This is a genomic window from Acidisarcina sp. (assembly GCA_035539175.1).
GTDB lineage: Bacteria > Acidobacteriota > Terriglobia > Terriglobales > Acidobacteriaceae > JANXZS01.
The window spans coordinates 789,331-805,492 of record DATLIY010000007.1; the positions used below are offsets into that span (position 1 = coordinate 789,331).

Sequence of the window (16,162 nt, forward strand, 5' to 3'; positions counted from 1 at the left end):
CCATTCGGATCTGCGCCCGAAACGGTAGCGGCAGTGGGGTTAGCTCTCAGTGAAGGGAAAACATGTTCGAACGGTATACAGAAAAGGCCCGTCGCGTCATATTCTTCGCCCGGTATGAGGCCAGCCAGTTTGGCTCCCCATACATTGAGACCGAGCACCTGCTCCTCGGCCTGCTGCGCGAGGATAAGGCGCTGACCAACCGCTTTCTCCGCTCCCATGCGTCGGTCGAGTCCATCCGCAAGCAGATCGAGGGTCACACGACGATTCGCGAGAAGGTCTCTACTTCGGTAGACCTGCCGCTGTCGAATGAGTGCAAGCGTGTGCTCGCCTATGCGGCGGAAGAGGCGGAGCGGCTCTCCCACAAGCACATTGGAACCGAACATCTGCTTCTGGGCCTGCTGCGCGAAGAGAAGTGCTTTGCCGCCGAGATCCTGCACGAGCGCGGGCTGAAGCTGCTGGCCATTCGCGAGGAACTTGCACGCGCTACGCAGGAGAAAGCTCCTCCGTCGGCGCGGAATCGCGAGTCCAGCCTGCTGGCCGAGTTCTCCCGCGATCTGACGCAAGCGGCCATGGATAACCAGCTTGATCCGCTGGTAGGGCGCGATCTGGAGCTGGAGCGCGTGATTCAGATTCTATGCCGCCGCACCAAGAACAATCCTGTGCTCATAGGGGAGCCAGGCGTGGGCAAGACGGCCATCGTAGAAGGACTGGCGCAGAAGATCGCCGATGGAGAGGTTCCCAGCTTCCTCGCGGATAAGCGCGTGCTGGCACTCGACCTCTCGCTCATCGTCGCCGGCACCAAATATCGCGGCCAGTTTGAGGAAAGGCTGAAGACGATCATGAAGGAGCTGATGGAGAATCAGAACTCCATCATCTTCATCGACGAACTGCATACGCTGGTCGGCGCCGGCTCGGCGGAGGGCTCGCTCGACGCCGCCAACATTCTTAAACCTGCGCTGTCGCGTGGCGAAATCCAGTGCATCGGCGCCACGACTCCGGCGGAGTATCGCAAATCTATTGAGAAGGATCGCTCCCTCGAACGGCGTTTCCAGGCCGTCAAGGTGCCACCGCCCAACGAGGAAGATGCGGTGCAGATCATCATGGGCATCAAGGACCGGTATGAGAAGTTTCATGCGGTCAGCTATACCGATGACTCCATTACCTTTGCCGTCTCGCACTCGAACCGCTATATCCCGGATCGCTTCCTGCCGGATAAAGCGATCGATCTGATCGACGAAGCAGGCGCTCGCGTCAAGCTGCGCCAGACTTCCCTGCCGGAGGAGATTACCGAGGTCCAGAAGCGGATCAAGTTCATCGTCCACCGCATGGAGAACGCCATTGCGAACCACGAATTCGAGAAGGCACGCTTCTACTCCGACGAAGAGCGCAAGGAGCGCGAGAACCTGCGCGCACTGCGCGACAAGTACCACCTCGATGACTCGACCGCCGGAATTGTCGGCCGCGAGGACATTGAAGATGTGGTGAGCCGCTGGACTGGCGTTCCCATTACCTCCATCAAAGAGGAGGAGACGCAGAAGCTGCTGCGCGTGGAAGAAGAGCTGCACAAGCGCGTTATCTCGCAGGACAAGGCAATCTCGGCATTGGCCAGGGCCATCCGGCGTTCGCGTGCCGGACTCAAGAGCCCCGCAAGGCCGATCGGCTCCTTCCTCTTCCTTGGCCCCACCGGTGTGGGCAAGACGGAGATGGCGCGCACGCTTGCCCAGTTCCTGTTTGGCAGCGAGAAGGCCCTGATCCGCTTCGATATGTCGGAGTTCATGGAGAAGCACTCTGTCTCCAAGCTGATTGGCTCGCCTCCGGGATATGTGGGCTACGAGGAGGGCGGTCAGTTGACCGAACGCGTCAAGCGGTCGCCGTACTCTGTCGTGCTGCTCGACGAAATCGAGAAGGCGCACCCGGATGTCTTCAACATCCTGTTGCAGGTCTTTGAGGATGGGCAGCTTACCGATGGTCTGGGAAATACGGTTGACTTCAAGAACACCATCATCATCATGACCTCGAACATCGGCGCCCGGCACCTGCAGAAGAAGCAGGGCCTGGGCTTCCAGTCCGACCGCGAAGACCTGGTGATGGACAAGATCGAGGAGATGGTCAAGAGCGAGGTGAAGCGAACCTTCAACCCCGAGTTCCTCAACCGCCTCGATGAAGTCATCATCTTCATGTCGCTGTCGGATGCGGACCTGATCCAGATTCTCGAACTGCTGGTACAGCAGCTCAATACGAATCTTGCGCAGAAGGCCATTACCATTTCGGTAACGGAGGAAGCCAAGAAGTGGATCCTGGAAAAGACTCTGGTGGATCGCACCTATGGGGCTCGTCCTTTGCGTCGCGCGTTACAGCGCTACGTGGAAGATCCGCTCTCCGAGGCCCTCATCGCGGGCGGCATCTCGGAGCGCCCGGCGTTCCTTGAGGTTTACCTCGAAAACAACCAGCTCTTCTATCGCTCCGTCACGAATGTGGGCGAGGAGAAACCAACCGGCATCCTGCTTTTCAGCAATTAGAGTGCGGATGCGCAAAAGGAAAGGCCCTGTCGAGATGGCAGGGCCTTTCCTTATTTGATTGCGAAAATATGCGTTTACCAGGATAGGCGCTACAAAGAGAAGTCCGTAACCCGCCTGGCAGCTTGCTGCGCTGCCTTCTGTGCAGAGCTTACCAAGTCATCTACGACATCTCTGCCGCGACTCACCGCGTCGCCAGCCCGATCGCCGAAGTCCTCTCCCACGCCTTTCACGTAATCGGCGGCATCATCGAGCTTGCGTTTCAACTGCTTGCGGGTTCTCGCTCCGGATTGCGGAGCATAGATGAGCGCCACGGTAGCGCCCGCAGCGACACCGACTGCAAAGACTGCCCAGAATTTGAACGTATTCATCCATTCCTCCTCGGAGTGCGTCCTTTTTTGCTGATCTCTAAATTGAGATGACGGTTTCCTTCCCGGGGGTTGCAGATTTTGGAGTTGCAGATTTTCAGGATTGCAGATTCAGGGCCGCAGAATTCTCCCTTTACGGTCGCCTGTTACGGTCGTCTGGTGCAGCACTCTTTCCCGCTCCCGAGGGTTTCTTCCGTCTTCGCCTTCCGCCGGCTTGTCTTCCATGGACAAGCTTGTCTGGCATCCCGTTGTACATTGGAGGAGCAGCACTGAGGGAACCATCCATTTGGACAAGAATCGCTGGCTTGCCGTGGCCCTTCTGCTCTTGATGCCGCTCTCGCGTGGCCTGGGACAAGAGACCGCTCCATTACGCGCCCCCACAGTCGATGCTTCACCGGCCGTCCTCACGCTTGGAGAAGTCATCCGCCGAGCCCAGGCGAATGATCCGGCGTTTGCTACCTCCGTTGCCGATCACGGCGTCGCAGCGCTGGACCGCTCGATAGCCCGCGCCGCGCTTCTCCCTTCGGTCGTCTATCACAATCAATACATCTATACCCAGCCGAGTTCCCTGTCCGCCAACACTCCATCCACGGCCCAGAGCAGCACTCAGGCCAACACGCCGACTACCCCCAGGTTCATCGCCAACAACGCTGCGCACGAGTACGTCAGCCAGGCACAGGTCAACGAAACCTTCGGTCTGCAGGGAATCGCAGGATTCCGGAAAGCTGGAGCTCTCTCTGCCCAGGCGGCAGCACAGTTGGAAGTTGCGCGGCGAGGATTGATTGCCAATGTTGTCAATGCGTACTACACGCTGCTGGCGGCAGATCAGAAGCAGAAGATCGCGACGTTAGCAGCCGCCGAGGCACAGCACTTCCTGACGCTGTCGCAACAACTGGAGGCAGGACGCGAAGTGGCGCACGCGGACGTGGTCAAGGCCAGCCTGCAGACGCAGCAGCGAGAGCGGGACCTCGCCGATGCCACGCTGGCTGCACAGAAGGCGCGCCTCGATCTTGGAGTGCTGCTCTTCCCCGATCCCCGCACTCCCTACAAACTGGCGGATGACACCGATCAGCCTCCGCCCGCGCCGCTCCGCGAAGAAGTGGAGGCTGCGGCCTCGCGAAACAATCCTGAACTGAAGAGCGCAATCGCAGCGGCTCACGCTGCCGATCAGGAGGTAATGCTCGCACGAGCCGCGTACCTGCCAGAGTTGTCGCTGAACTACAGTTATGGCATCGACGCTCCGCAATTCGCGGTAAATGGCCCTGACGGCGTTCGGAACCTTGGCTACTCCGCAACCGCGACTCTCGATATCCCGGTATGGGATTGGCTGGCAACCCATGACCGCGTCAAGCAGGGAGAGCTGCGGCGCAATGCGGCCAGGACCGCCCTCAACTTTACCCAGCGCCGGCTGCTGGCGCAGTTGGAGGAGTTCTACGCGGAGATGCGGACCTCGGGAGACGCCCTCGTCTCCCTGCAGAAGAGCGTAGATACCGCGCGGGAGAGCCTGCGGCTGACCAACCTGAGGTACAGCGCCGGCGAAGCTACCGCGCTTGAGGTCGTGGACGCGCAAAACGCCGTGATCCTTGCCGAGACTTCGCGTGCCGACGGCGTGGTTCGCTACCATCTGGCACTGGCAAGCCTGCAGACGCTAACCGGAAACATGCCGTGACCGGGAATGAAAGAGAATGCATCCCGCTGCGATCTCCCTGCTGCTGTTGCGGTTACGATGCTCGCCATCTATCATTCCCTCACGCGTAACTTCTTTCCCTGAACCAACTCAGATCAGAAGTAGACCGCAACTGGCCCTTCGTTCTTCTTACCGCGAAGGCCGCATCTGGAATCACGCTGCACATAAAAACTAGCCAAGGAGCAAGAGGATGTTGTCGAGTGACCGCAGAAGATTCATCGGTATGGTTGGAGCAGGGGTAGCAGGAGCGGCCATCGATGCCGCCAGCCCCCAGATGACTCACGCGATGCCTCGACAAGCTCCAGCAGGCACAGCTTCTCAGCATGCATCCTTCTTGAATGTGCGCAGCTTTGGCGCGGCAGGCGATGGCCATGCGATCGACTCCACCGCCGTCAACGCTGCGATTGAGGCTGCGGAGAAGAGTGGCGGCGGAACCGTCTTCTTCCCTGCAGGCAACTACCTCTGCTACTCGATTCGTCTGCGCAGCAATATTTCCTTGTATCTCGATCAGGGTGCGGTCCTCATCGCCGCGGAGCCTCCTGCTGCCGGGCAAGCCGGGGGATACGATCTCGCGGAACCTCGCCAGCCATGGGAGGAGTATCAGGATTCGGGCCACAATCACTGGCACGATAGCTTGATCTGGGGCGAGAATCTGCACGATATATCCATCCTCGGTCCCGGCAGAATCTGGGGCCGCGGTTTAAGCAAAGGCTACGGCCCTGGCCCGGTCTCAGGCCAGCCTGGAGTGGGCAACAAGGCCATCAGCCTGAAGCTTTGCCACAACGTACTGTTGAAGGATTTCCAGATTCTCCAGGGAGGGTGGTTCGGCATTCTGGCCACCGGCGTCGATAATCTCACCATCGATGGCCTCACCATCGATACCAATCGCGATGGAATGGACATCGATTGCTGCCGCAATGTGCGTGTCTCCAACTGTTCCGTTAACTCTCCCTGGGACGACGCCATCGTCCCCAAGAGCAGCTTTGCGCTGGGCTACAACCGGGCTACGGAAAACGTGTCAATTACAAATTGCTATGTAACCGCGGCTTATGAGTTGGGAAGCATGTTGGACGGCACATGGAAGCGCCTGGACCCGGCAGCTAAAGTTTTTCGTACCGGACGCATCAAGTTCGGAACCGAATCGAATGGCGGCTTCAAGAACATCGTCGTCTCCAACTGCGTCTTCGAAGGCTGCCAGGGGCTGGCACTGGAGAGCGAGGACGGTGCGCTGCTGGAAGATATGTCCATTACCAACATCACCATGCGCGACATCAACTCGGCTCCCATCTTCCTGCGTCTCGGCAGCAGGCTGCGCGGGCCAAAGGGCACACAGGTCGGCGCTCTGCGCAGAGTTCTCATCAGCAATATCGTCTGCTCCAATGCGGCTTCCCAGTTCGGCTGCATCATCAGCGGCATTCCCGGGCATCCGATTGAAGACGTAACCATCTCGAATATTTATTTGCAGCATCGCGGTGGAGGCACAAAGGCGCAGGCTGCGCTCAATCCGCCAGAGAAAGAAGCGGCCTATCCTGACCCCGAAATGTTTGGGGACATGCCCTCGCAAGGGTTCTACATTCGCCACGCAAAAAATATCGACATCTCAAACGTTCGCATCGTGGCGGCCTCGCTCGATGAGCGCCCGGCATTTGTGCTTCAGGACGTCGATGGAGCGGAGTTCTTCCGCATCCGCAGTACAGAGGCTGCGTCGGTACCGAAGTTCGCCCTCAAGGATGTTCGGAACTTCAGCGTTCTCCAGACGAAGGGTGTAAAAGACACGACCTTTGAGAGCGCAACGCAGGAAACCCTTTAGCTGGCACGATCCGCTTGAAAGGAAACATGCGTCCAGCGGCGCGAGGTCTTCACGGACCTCGCGCCGCTTAGATTAAAGCGAGATGCCGCGATTAAAGCGAGATGCCGCGCTTCCAGGGGATGAAGTCGTTCTGCCCCAGCATTTCTGCCTTGGTATGCTGGCGTCCGCTGGCCACTTCGAGCACAGTATCCAGCAGCGCAGCACCGATATCTTCGACCGTGCTCTCTCCCGAGAGAATGCTTCCCGCATCCAGATCGATGATATCGCTCATGCGCGTCGCCAGGTTCTTGTTGGTCGAGACCTTGATCACCGGGGCAATTGGATTCCCGGTCGGCGTACCAAGCCCGGTTGTGAAAAGAACCATGTTCGCGCCTGCACCTACCTGCGCCGTCACGCACTCCACATCATTGCCTGGGGTGCAGAGAAGATTTAATCCAGCGGTAGTTACATATTCGGGGAAATCCCGCACATCCATGACCGGAGAGGTTCCGCTTTTGCGTGCTGCCCCGGCGGACTTCATCGCATCCGTGATCAGCCCATCCTGAATATTTCCCGGCGACGGATTCATGTCGAACCCGGAATGTACGGCCTTGGCACGTGCGGCGTAGCTGGTCATCAATGCAACAAAACGGCTCGCGACCTGCTCATTCACCGAGCGATCGATGATGTTCTGCTCCATGCCACAGAGTTCCGGAAACTCCGAAAGAATCGTCTTTCCGCCAAGAGCCACAAGCAGATCTGATGTGTGTCCGATCGCAGGATTTGCAGAAATGCCGGAGAAGCCATCCGACCCGCCACACTTCAGGCCAAGCGTGAGAGCCGCGAGCGGGGCCGCTGAGCGCTCAACGGCATTTGCCTCTTCCAGTGCCCCGAAGGTCTTCTCAATCGCGCGCGTGAGCATCGTCGATTCAAGGCCCGTCGCCTGTTGATCGAAGATCAACACCGGCTTTGTGGATTGCGGGTCGCGCCGTTGCAGTTCCTCCTGCAGGATGGAGACCTCCGCGTTCTGGCAACCCAGGCTCAGTACCGTTGCCCCTGCAACATTGGGATGATGGATGTATCCGGCCAGCAAGCCACACAACGCACGCGCATCTTCCCGCGTCCCGCCACAGCCTCCCTGGTGAAACAGAAATTTGATTCCATCCAGATGGGGAAAGAGAGGACTCGATGCTGCCTCCTGTCGCATCTCCCCGGCGAAGCGGTTGCGGCGCTGAATCAGTTCCCTCACCTGCAGGCGATAAGGATTCGCCTTGCCATAGCCCAGCTCTTCTTCGAAGGCTTCGCGCAGCAACTCGACGTTCCGGTTCTCGCAAAATACCAGGGGAATCACCAGCCAGTAATTCCGCGTGCCTACCTGGCCATCGGTGCGCCGATATCCATAAAACTTTTGCGCCGCCCATCGCGACACATCCGGCGCATTCCACTTGTACGCTGCGCTCCGCAGCGAATGTTTTCCGGAATCATGCTGCAGGTTCTGTGTGGTGAGCAAGCCTCCCGCGGGGATAGGCTCTCTCGCTCGACCCACCACAACGCCGTACATGACAATCTCTCCACCCGCAGGTATGTCGCGCTCAACAAACTTGAACTTTGCCGGAATCGCGGATGCCGGAAAATATTCCTTGTCTGCGAAACTCACAGCTTCGCCCGCCATCAGCGGAGTCAGTGCTACCAGCACGTTGTCACGCGGATCTAACTTCAGCACCTTTCGAATTGCAGACATGAGCCTCCCGGATGAGTTATTTGCATGGTGTGCCCTGTGCATCGCTGCCAGGCATCAGTTCGAACTTGTAACCAAATCCCTTTGCGTTGTCGATATACCGCAGGAATTCAGGACAAAATTTGTAGAGAGTGCTTTGCGCGATCGCTTCCCGAAAGCTCGCCTCTAAATGGAAACGATTGACGTACAAGTCGATCACCGACTCCCTATGCTCCTCGTCGCGCACGGGAATGGCGCAGCCGCGCATCTGCACGCCGCGAATCTCTTCCCAATGCTCGGTCGAGTGATAGATCGTGATCGAGGCCCTGGAATCCCTCTCCAGATTCCTGCTGTGTACGGTTGTGCCGGACGAGATCCAGTAGAGAGCAAGCGCTTCATCCGCGATGTAGAACAACGGAGCGATGCTTGCGCCACCAGACTCATCCGCCGTGGCAAGCGCCAGCGTGCTTTCCGTTCGCAGCAGAGTCGTTACCAGATCGAGCTGGCTTGTCTCCTCGAGCATCGCTTACTCCTTAGGATCAGGGGAGGAGTGGCCGCCGCTAAGCTGCCCCACCTTGGCAAACTCCGCGCGAGCCTTATCGGTTAAGCCCAATCTCTTATAGATCTGCCCCAGTTGAAAGTGCAGTCCCGCCGTGCCCGGAGAAAGCTCCACCGCCGTCTCCATCTCCGCACGAGCCTTGTCCAGCTGCTCCTGCTTGAGATAGAGACGCCCCAGCTGCTCATGCACCTTCGTCTCTTTGGGTGCGAGCACCTGGGCCCGTACGAGCAAGGGCAGCGCTTCTGCCAGTTGATCGCGATTCACCAGAACAATCGCAAGATTGATGAGGGGTTGTTCGCTGGGGTTGTCGGAGTTCTCCTGCCACGCAATCGCTTGACGGTAGGCAGCAATGGCATCGTCGTTACGATTCAAACCCTCCAGCGCCAAGCCAAGATTATTCTCTGCCTTCACGCTGCGCGGCAATAATTGAAGCGACTTCTGAAAGCATTCGATCGATTCCTGAAAACGGTTTTGCGTGTATTTGATGCGCCCCATTTCGTACCACGACTCGGGATCGCTTCCCTTCCAGGCCAGCGATTGCGCCATCCATTTGGAGGCGTCCTCGTAGTCGTTCAGCAGTACATAGTCGAGGGCGACAATCCTCAGGTCATCCGCTGTTGGCGTGCGCAGCCTGGCTGACTTGGTGTACTCGTCCAGGGAGGCTTGCGCCTTTGCCTCATGAAACAGAACAAAGGCGAGCAGCGTGTGCGCCTCTGGCGAATCCGGCTTCTGCACCAGGTATTCGTGTAACGCTCCCTCTGCGTTCGAATACTTCCCGCCAGAAATAAGCGTGCGGATGTTCAGCAGGCCAGCATCTAAAGTTGGCGACGGTTGCGCATTCGCCATGGCAACGCCCTGCGGCGCAAAGAAGATGCAGGGAATGGAGAGAACTATGCCGAGCGGCCATGAGAGCCGCCACCGAAGAGTACGCTTCCTCTGTCCTGACCTCAAAACCGATTGCCACCCCATAGCATGCAGCATGCCGCCCAGATTTTCCTCTGGATCAGTATAGGTGTCCGCTGAGGATTGTGCCTCCCCACTACGAGGCATGAAGCTGTAGGCAATCTCGAACTCCGCAGACTGAATCCTGCAGACTAAACTCTGCAAGCCGACCTCCGCAGACCGGGGGAATTGCCATTTCGAGTCGTGCGAGCGATACTTTCTAAAGCTCAGCGATTTTGGGCGGGAGTAGTTCAGTGGTAGAACGCCAGCTTCCCAAGCTGGATGTCGCCGGTTCAATCCCGGTCTCCCGCTCCATAGAATCAGAAATTTACAAAGATTCTTCCTCACCTTCAGAGGGTCATAATCTCGGAGACTCAGACTTCTTAGATGACGTGGAGGAGTAACAGCAGAACCACGATGACCAGGATCAGTCCAATTCCACCACTCGGGTAATATCCCCAGTTGCGGCTATACGGCCATGATGGAAAGGCCCCGATCAGCACCAGCAGCAGCACGACAATCAAAATCGTTATCATTCGTCTTCCTCCGCACTCCGGCTACACACTCCCTTGAGTGGATGCCGTTCCCACTGCCACAAGATGCCCTCATTCCGCATCGACGCAGGCAATTCCCTGCCTCACTTGGCGGATAACTCTCGAGCCCGGTTGAAGATTGCTGCGAACATCGGCCGTGTCAACCGGCCTGTGTTCGTGTTTTGCAGCGAGGGGTGATAACTGGCCAAGAGCCACCTGCCATCGGGAAACACATACTCGGCTCCATGCGAAAAGGTGAAGGCGGAGCGCCGCGCAATCTCTCCGGCTCGAACCAGAAACTTCAGGTAGGCATGGAAGGCGATTTGCCCCAGGCAAACCACTACGCGCAGTGTGGAGAGCAGAGCAATCTCCTCGTCCAGGTAACTGGAGCAATTGGCGATCTCTTCCGGCAAAGGCTTGTTTCCAGGGGGTGCGCAGCGAACCGTGGCGCTGATCCAGAGGTCGCGCAGCTTCATTCCATCGTCGCGGGATGTAGCCTTCGGCTGCGAAGCATAGCCCGTCTCATAGAGCACCGGATACAGGAAGTCTCCTGAGCCATCCCCGGTAAAGGGCCGGCCGGTGCGGTTGGAACCATGTGCCCCCGGCGCGAGGCCCAGAATCATCACTCGCGCCCGCGTGTCTCCGAACGAAGGAACCGGACGTCCCCAATAGTCCCAGTCCCTGTAGGCCTTCTTCTTTACCGCGGCGATGTGCTGGCAGTACTCACGCAGGCGGGGGCAACGTTCGCAGGCGATAATGTGCTGGTTCAACTCCTCCAATGTGCGCGGAGCGGCGTTGACAGTACCCCGGGATTTTGCGGCCATGGGCTGATTCTATCGTTCCCTTCCCAGCAGATGCGGCATTCCGTTCTGACGCGTAGAATTAGGTCGATTTTCCAGCGCTGCTTCCCGGGAGCTACTTTTTGTTCTCCGGGTAAACGTCCCGCATTACGGGATATACCTCACACACGAAGGACAAGAACCATGCGCATGAGCTTCATCCGCACACAAATTGTTGTTGCCCTGGCAGCAGCCACCCTGTTCACCGTCGGCTGCACACAAACCCCACCTCCCACGAAACCGGCAACTTCTCCCCTTGCCCTCGCCGAGCCCATGGAGATGGGCGGCCAGAAGATCGTGAAGTTAGAGCGCAAGCCTACCTCGAATGGCACCAAGCCCGAATTTCTGAGTGCGACGATCCTGCCCGGACGAGGCATGAACCTCTACCAGATCAAGGCGAGCATCCCTGGCAAAGGAGAGGTCGAGGTCTTTACCTCGCCTTCCCTGGCGGAAGCTGCCACCATCCTGAACGGAAATGAAGCCGACGAAAATGGCAACAAGAGCTTCAGTCTTGGGGGAGCCTTTCTTGTCCCCTACCCCAACCGTATTCGCGGACCGCTCTCGGCAGACGGCAAGACGATAACCACCTCCTGGCACGGCAAGACAATCACTCTGCCTGCCAACTGGAAGGGCAAGCTCCCCGGTGCGGAGCCGCATGCCATGCATGGCCTGATCCTTGCCGACAAGACAGAGGACGTGCAGATCAGCCCGGATGGCTCCACTGTTACCGGCGTCATCCATGCCGGCAACTTTGGTGGGCACTGGCTCTCGGAGACGGATCTGAACTTCTCCATCGTGCTCAAAGACGATACGGTCGAGACCACCATCACGGCGAAGAACGTTGGCAAGGAGCCGGAGCCGATGGCCATTGGCTGGCATCCCTACTTCAACCTGCCCAGCGGAGACCGCAAGCAGGCTCGCCTGCATATTCCCGCCGACGTTTATGCACAGGTCAACAACTACGACGACGTCTTTCCTACCGGAAAGCTGATCCCCGTCAAAGGCACTCCCTATGACTTCAACGCCCCCGACGGCAAAGCTCTGGATGATCAGTTTCTCGACGACAACTTTGCTCATCTGAAGTGGGCCAACGGTCAGGCGACTGTGGATGTTATCGATCCGGCTGCCAGCTATGGCATCCACATTCAAGGGCTCTCGAAAGAGATCAAGACCATCCAGGTCTATGCACCGAAGGAGAAATCCTTCATCGCGGTCGAGGAGCAGTACAACTTCGGCGACCCGTTCAGCAAGGTCTGGAAGGGAATGGACACCGGCATGGTTACACTTAAGCCCGGCCAATCCACCAGTTGGAAGGTTCGCCTGCAACTCTTCACTCCGGCGAAGTAACCTCTCGGACAGCGGGGAGGCAAGCCGGTCGATCGGCTCCTCCCCCTGCCATTCGCTCCATCCTTCGATCTTCCAGCCGCTCCCTCCGGCAACCCATCCATTCCCCCATCGATGGGCAGATACATTCCGGGCGGGTTCTCCTTTGAAATGCGCGGTTTCACCCCGGTTTCCCTCAGGCTGCGGTTTGACCCTCTTCCCAAAGCCACTTACCATGGGTAATAGACCGCCCAACCCGCATCTCTCTCGTGATGCGGCCCACGCGCCGCGATGCAAATTCTCAAAAGGTTGGGCGCGCGCATCTGGAAGGCACACGTTGAGCTCAACTGAAACTCTCGATACAACACCAAATCCCGAACCTACCCCCAATGCTGAAGCGGAGCACCAGGCTGCTCACTCTCATGAGGGTCACGAGCACGAAGGCCATGACCACCAGCACTCGCATGGTCCGGTGCTCAACCCCGATTGCACCCGCGAAGTCGATATCGAAGTCCCCGCGGACGAAGTCAGCAAGACCTTCCGCAGCGTGACCAAGCGCTATCAGAAGATGGCACGCATCCCCGGCTTTCGCGCCGGCAAGGTTCCGGAGTCGCTGATTCGCACCCGCTTTGCCGATCAGATCCGGCAGGACGTCATGGAAGCCCTGGTACCGGATCGCTTCCGCGCAATCGTCGAGAAGGAAAAATTTCAGCCCGTCTCGCAGCCGCAGGTTACCTCGCTAACCGTGGTCGATGGCGAGCCCATCCACTGCAAGGCTGCTTTTGAGGTATTGCCAACCTTCTCCGTCGAGGGCTATCAGGATGTGAAGATTGCCAAGCCGGAGACGGAGTTGACCGAAGAGGAGTATCAGACGGAGCTCGAGCGGCTGCGTGACTCACGCGCCACCATGGAACCGGTATCCGAGGACCGCGCCCTGGTCGATGGCGATTGGACCCAGATCTCCTTCCACGGAGACTTCAAGCCGGCGGGCGATGAACAGCCTGCAACCCCGGCCGAGCCGGTCAAGGGCGAGGACGTCGTAATTGAGGTTGGCGGCAAGAATACGCTTCCGTCCTTCAACGACGCGCTCCGCGGAGCCAAGCCCGGACAGGAGCTGAAGTTCGAGGTTACCTACCCCGAGGACTTCGGAGAGCAGAACCTGGCGGGCAAGACCGTTGCCTACGACGTCGAGGTGAAGGCAATCAAGAAGCGGATTCTCCCCGAGTTGAATGATGATTTCGCCAAGGAACTCGGCGAGTATGAGACCTGGGATGCCTTCGCCGAGAAGTTCCGCGAGCACATGGCAAATGAGAAGCGTCGCCGCCTGGAAGCCGAAGCGAAGGACAAGATGATCGAAGCGCTCATCGCCAAATTCGACTTTCCGGTTCCCGAGACCCTCATCCAGCAGCAGGTGGACGCGCGGCTCGATCGTGGTCTTCGCGCCCTTGCCCAGCAGGGAATGCGCGCCGAGGACATGCGCAAGCTTGACTTCAACCGCCTGCGGGAGGCTCAGCATGACTCCGCCCGCAACGAGGTCAAGGGCTCAATGGTCCTGGATCGCATTGCGGACGAAGAAAAGATTGAGGTTACCCCCGAAGATGTCGAGCAGGAGTTGCAGATCCTCTCCTTGCAGACGCGCGAACCCGTGGAAAGCCTGCGCACGCGTTTGACGGAAGACGGCAGCCTCGCTAGAATCCGGGAACAACTACGAAGAGAAAAGACAGGAAACACACTCTACGACAGGTTGGTGTCTTAGGGTTGCAGAAGCGCGTATTTGCCTGAGCAGGCCCAGAATTACGGCCTGCTCCTGACTCCACGTTATCCGCCGGGGCGGTCGGCTCCGGAGAGCGAGAGTAAGAGAAGATGGCATTAGTCCCCATGGTGATTGAGCAGACGAGCCGAGGCGAACGCGCCTACGACATTTACTCCCGCCTGCTCCGCGATAACATCATTTTTCTGGGCACCCCGATTGACGATCAGGTCGCCAATCTCATCATTGCTCAAATGCTGTTTCTCTCCGGCGAAGATCCGGAAAAGGATCTTCAGCTCTACATCAACTCGCCAGGCGGATCCATCACGGCGGGCCTGGCGATTTACGATACCATGCAGTTCATCAAGAACGACGTTGTGACCTACTGCATCGGTCAGGCGGCCAGCATGGGAGCCTTCCTGTTGATGTCGGGAACGCAGGGAAAGCGCTTTGCTCTCCCTAATTCCCGCATCCTGATCCACCAGCCCTCGATGGGAGGACTCTCCGGTCAGGCGACAGACATCGATATCCATGCTCGCGAGATTCTTCGCATTCGCGAAATCACCAACCGCCTGATGTCCAAGCACACCGGGCAATCGCTCGAAAGAATTGAACGGGACGTGGAGCGCGATTTCATCATGAATGCCCCGCAAGCCAAGGAATACGGCATCATCGACGAAATCATCGACCGGCCCCGCACCTGATCTTAAAGAAAAGAACAAATGGGACCAAAGGAGTTGCAGCATGAAAACGCGCACGGGATCTGACGACACACTACGGTGCTCGTTCTGCCATAAATCGCAGGACGCCGTAGCCAAATTAATCTCATCGCCCAGCGATTATCCACGTGCCTACATCTGCGATGAGTGCGTCGCCGTCTGCAACTCCATTTTGGAAGATGATCGCACCGAGACGCAGCCGGGCGCTGCGCCCACCCACCTGCCCAAGCCGCAGGAGGTAAAAGCGTTTCTCGACGAGTACGTCATTGGCCAGGAGCAGACCAAGAAGAAGCTGGCGGTCGCTGTTTACAACCATTACAAGCGCATCCAGATGAACCGCACACGCGGCAACGATGTGGAGCTTTCCAAGTCCAACATCCTGCTGGTCGGCCCTACGGGCAGCGGAAAGACCCTTCTCGCCCACACGCTGGCCAAGATGCTCGATGTGCCCTTTGCCATCGTCGACGCCACTACCCTGACTGAGGCAGGCTATGTAGGCGAAGACGTGGAAAACATCATCCTCAAGCTGCTGCAGGCAGCCGACGGCGATGTGGCACGCGCCCAGACAGGCATCATCTACATCGACGAAATCGACAAGATCGGCCGCAAGGACGAGAATCCTTCGATCACCCGCGACGTCTCCGGCGAAGGAGTGCAGCAGGCTCTTCTGAAGATTCTCGAAGGCACCGTCGCCAACGTTCCCCCGCAAGGCGGACGAAAGCACCCCCATCAGGAATTTACGCCGGTCGATACCACCAACATCCTCTTCATCTGCGGAGGAGCATTCGTGGGGCTGGAGAAGGCCATCGCCCGCCGCATCGGCAAGAAGGCCCTCGGCTTCAAGGCTCTCTCCGAGAAGGAGACAGTGGAGGCCGCTTCGGCCCGCAATCAGCGCGACGCGGAGCTGCTCCGCCAGGCGCAGCCCCAGGACCTCATCAAGTTCGGTTTGATCCCCGAATTTGTAGGCCGTCTGCCCGTGATCGGCATCCTCGACGAGCTGGACGAAGTGGCCCTGGTTGAAATCCTGACCAAACCGCGTAATGCAATCATCAAGCAGTACCAGCGGCTCTTCGAATACGAAGATGTGCAGCTTACCTTTACCGAAGAGGCTGCGCGAGCCATCGCCCGCGAGGCCCTGGCCCGCAAGGTAGGAGCACGCGGGTTGCGCATGATCCTGGAAGAACTGATGCTCGACCTGATGTACAACTTGCCGAGCAGCAAGAAGGTCAAGGAACTCGAGATCACCGCTGAGATGGTGGCCAAACGTGACCTTTCCGTTACCGTTCTGGAGAAGGCTGGTTAGGAAAAGACTGGTTCAAAAAAGTCTGGTTCAGCACCGGCATTGTTCGCCAAGCCTGGGATTCATGTTTTGTTTCTCCACTCTCCCTCTATGACAGCGAGCGAGAGCGGAGTAGCGTAT

Annotated in this window: 13 protein-coding genes and 1 tRNA gene; 8 read left to right on the forward strand and 6 right to left on the reverse strand. The window is 58.2% G+C overall.

Going from position 1 to position 16,162, the window contains the following annotated elements; translation table 11 throughout:
- The first annotated feature begins 62 nt into the window (after positions 1 to 62).
- Positions 63 to 2,519 (forward strand): ATP-dependent Clp protease ATP-binding subunit, encoded by a 2,457-nt coding sequence (locus tag VM554_06040; GenBank protein HVJ07924.1) that lies wholly within the window; start codon positions 63 to 65, stop codon positions 2,517 to 2,519.
- A gap of 89 nt (positions 2,520 to 2,608) precedes the next feature.
- On the opposite strand, the gene VM554_06045 is transcribed toward VM554_06040, so the two are convergent.
- Positions 2,609 to 2,887 (reverse strand): YtxH domain-containing protein, encoded by a 279-nt coding sequence (locus tag VM554_06045; GenBank protein HVJ07925.1) that lies wholly within the window; start codon positions 2,885 to 2,887, stop codon positions 2,609 to 2,611.
- Between the two features lie 283 nt (positions 2,888 to 3,170).
- Here VM554_06045 and VM554_06050 point away from each other — a divergent pair, with 283 nt between their 5' ends.
- Both VM554_06050 and VM554_06055 read left to right on the forward strand, forming a co-directional pair.
- Entirely contained in the window at positions 3,171 to 4,553 is a 1,383-nt protein-coding gene (locus VM554_06050; GenBank protein HVJ07926.1) for a TolC family protein, read from the forward strand.
- 208 nt (positions 4,554 to 4,761) lie between these two features.
- Positions 4,762 to 6,381, forward strand: a complete 1,620-nt coding sequence (locus VM554_06055) for a glycoside hydrolase family 28 protein (protein HVJ07927.1) — start codon at positions 4,762 to 4,764, stop codon at positions 6,379 to 6,381.
- A gap of 91 nt (positions 6,382 to 6,472) precedes the next feature.
- Here the strand turns inward: VM554_06055 and VM554_06060 are convergent, their stop codons facing one another.
- Genes VM554_06060 through VM554_06070 form a run of 3 tightly spaced genes read right to left on the reverse strand, consistent with a single transcriptional unit; the run spans position 6,473 to position 9,743 of the window.
- Positions 6,473 to 8,101: an altronate dehydratase gene (locus VM554_06060; GenBank protein ID HVJ07928.1), complete on the reverse strand. Its 1,629-nt coding sequence runs from the start codon at positions 8,099 to 8,101 to the stop codon at positions 6,473 to 6,475.
- A 16-nt stretch (positions 8,102 to 8,117) separates the two neighbouring features.
- Positions 8,118 to 8,600 (reverse strand): pyridoxamine 5'-phosphate oxidase family protein, encoded by a 483-nt coding sequence (locus VM554_06065; protein ID HVJ07929.1) that lies wholly within the window; start codon positions 8,598 to 8,600, stop codon positions 8,118 to 8,120.
- Between the two features lie 3 nt (positions 8,601 to 8,603).
- Positions 8,604 to 9,743, reverse strand: a complete 1,140-nt coding sequence (locus VM554_06070; GenBank protein ID HVJ07930.1) for a tetratricopeptide repeat protein — start codon at positions 9,741 to 9,743, stop codon at positions 8,604 to 8,606.
- A 75-nt stretch (positions 9,744 to 9,818) separates the two neighbouring features.
- Here VM554_06070 and VM554_06075 point away from each other — a divergent pair.
- A tRNA-Gly gene (locus VM554_06075) sits at positions 9,819 to 9,893 on the forward strand.
- Between the two features lie 68 nt (positions 9,894 to 9,961).
- Here the strand turns inward: VM554_06075 and VM554_06080 are convergent.
- Complete coding sequence (locus VM554_06080; protein HVJ07931.1) at positions 9,962 to 10,114, reverse strand: DUF3309 family protein; 153 nt, start codon at positions 10,112 to 10,114, stop codon at positions 9,962 to 9,964.
- Between the two features lie 101 nt (positions 10,115 to 10,215).
- On the reverse strand, positions 10,216 to 10,935 hold the full coding sequence (locus VM554_06085) for a uracil-DNA glycosylase (protein ID HVJ07932.1): 720 nt from the start codon (positions 10,933 to 10,935) through the stop codon (positions 10,216 to 10,218).
- A 165-nt stretch (positions 10,936 to 11,100) separates the two neighbouring features.
- Here VM554_06085 and VM554_06090 point away from each other — a divergent pair, with 165 nt between their 5' ends.
- The 4 genes from VM554_06090 (at position 11,101) to clpX (ending at position 16,045) form a co-directional block, all read left to right on the forward strand.
- Positions 11,101 to 12,297 carry an aldose 1-epimerase gene (locus tag VM554_06090; GenBank protein ID HVJ07933.1) on the forward strand — a complete coding sequence of 399 codons (1,197 nt, stop codon included), beginning with the start codon at positions 11,101 to 11,103 and terminating at the stop codon, positions 12,295 to 12,297.
- Positions 12,298 to 12,610: 313 nt separating this feature from the next.
- Entirely contained in the window at positions 12,611 to 14,029 is a 1,419-nt protein-coding gene (tig, locus tag VM554_06095) for a trigger factor (protein ID HVJ07934.1), read from the forward strand.
- Between the two features lie 107 nt (positions 14,030 to 14,136).
- Positions 14,137 to 14,727, forward strand: a complete 591-nt coding sequence (clpP, locus tag VM554_06100) for an ATP-dependent Clp endopeptidase proteolytic subunit ClpP (protein HVJ07935.1) — start codon at positions 14,137 to 14,139, stop codon at positions 14,725 to 14,727.
- A 40-nt stretch (positions 14,728 to 14,767) separates the two neighbouring features.
- The gene (gene clpX, locus VM554_06105) at positions 14,768 to 16,045 is read left to right on the forward strand and encodes an ATP-dependent Clp protease ATP-binding subunit ClpX (GenBank protein ID HVJ07936.1); all 1,278 of its coding nucleotides are present in this window, start codon (positions 14,768 to 14,770) and stop codon (positions 16,043 to 16,045) included.
- Positions 16,046 to 16,162: the final 117 nt, after the last annotated feature.

Coding starts and splice junctions, on each gene's coding strand:
- clpP (HVJ07935.1), top strand. CDS start 14,137: ATGGCATTAGTCCCCATGGTGATTGAGCAGACGAGCCGAGGCGAACGC.
- VM554_06045 (HVJ07925.1), bottom strand. CDS start 2,887: ATGAATACGTTCAAATTCTGGGCAGTCTTTGCAGTCGGTGTCGCTGCG.
- VM554_06090 (HVJ07933.1), top strand. CDS start 11,101: ATGAGCTTCATCCGCACACAAATTGTTGTTGCCCTGGCAGCAGCCACC.
- VM554_06060 (HVJ07928.1), bottom strand. CDS start 8,101: ATGTCTGCAATTCGAAAGGTGCTGAAGTTAGATCCGCGTGACAACGTG.
- VM554_06040 (HVJ07924.1), top strand. CDS start 63: ATGTTCGAACGGTATACAGAAAAGGCCCGTCGCGTCATATTCTTCGCC.
- VM554_06065 (HVJ07929.1), bottom strand. CDS start 8,600: ATGCTCGAGGAGACAAGCCAGCTCGATCTGGTAACGACTCTGCTGCGA.
- VM554_06085 (HVJ07932.1), bottom strand. CDS start 10,935: ATGGCCGCAAAATCCCGGGGTACTGTCAACGCCGCTCCGCGCACATTG.
- clpX (HVJ07936.1), top strand. CDS start 14,768: ATGAAAACGCGCACGGGATCTGACGACACACTACGGTGCTCGTTCTGC.
- VM554_06080 (HVJ07931.1), bottom strand. CDS start 10,114: ATGATAACGATTTTGATTGTCGTGCTGCTGCTGGTGCTGATCGGGGCC.
- VM554_06055 (HVJ07927.1), top strand. CDS start 4,762: ATGTTGTCGAGTGACCGCAGAAGATTCATCGGTATGGTTGGAGCAGGG.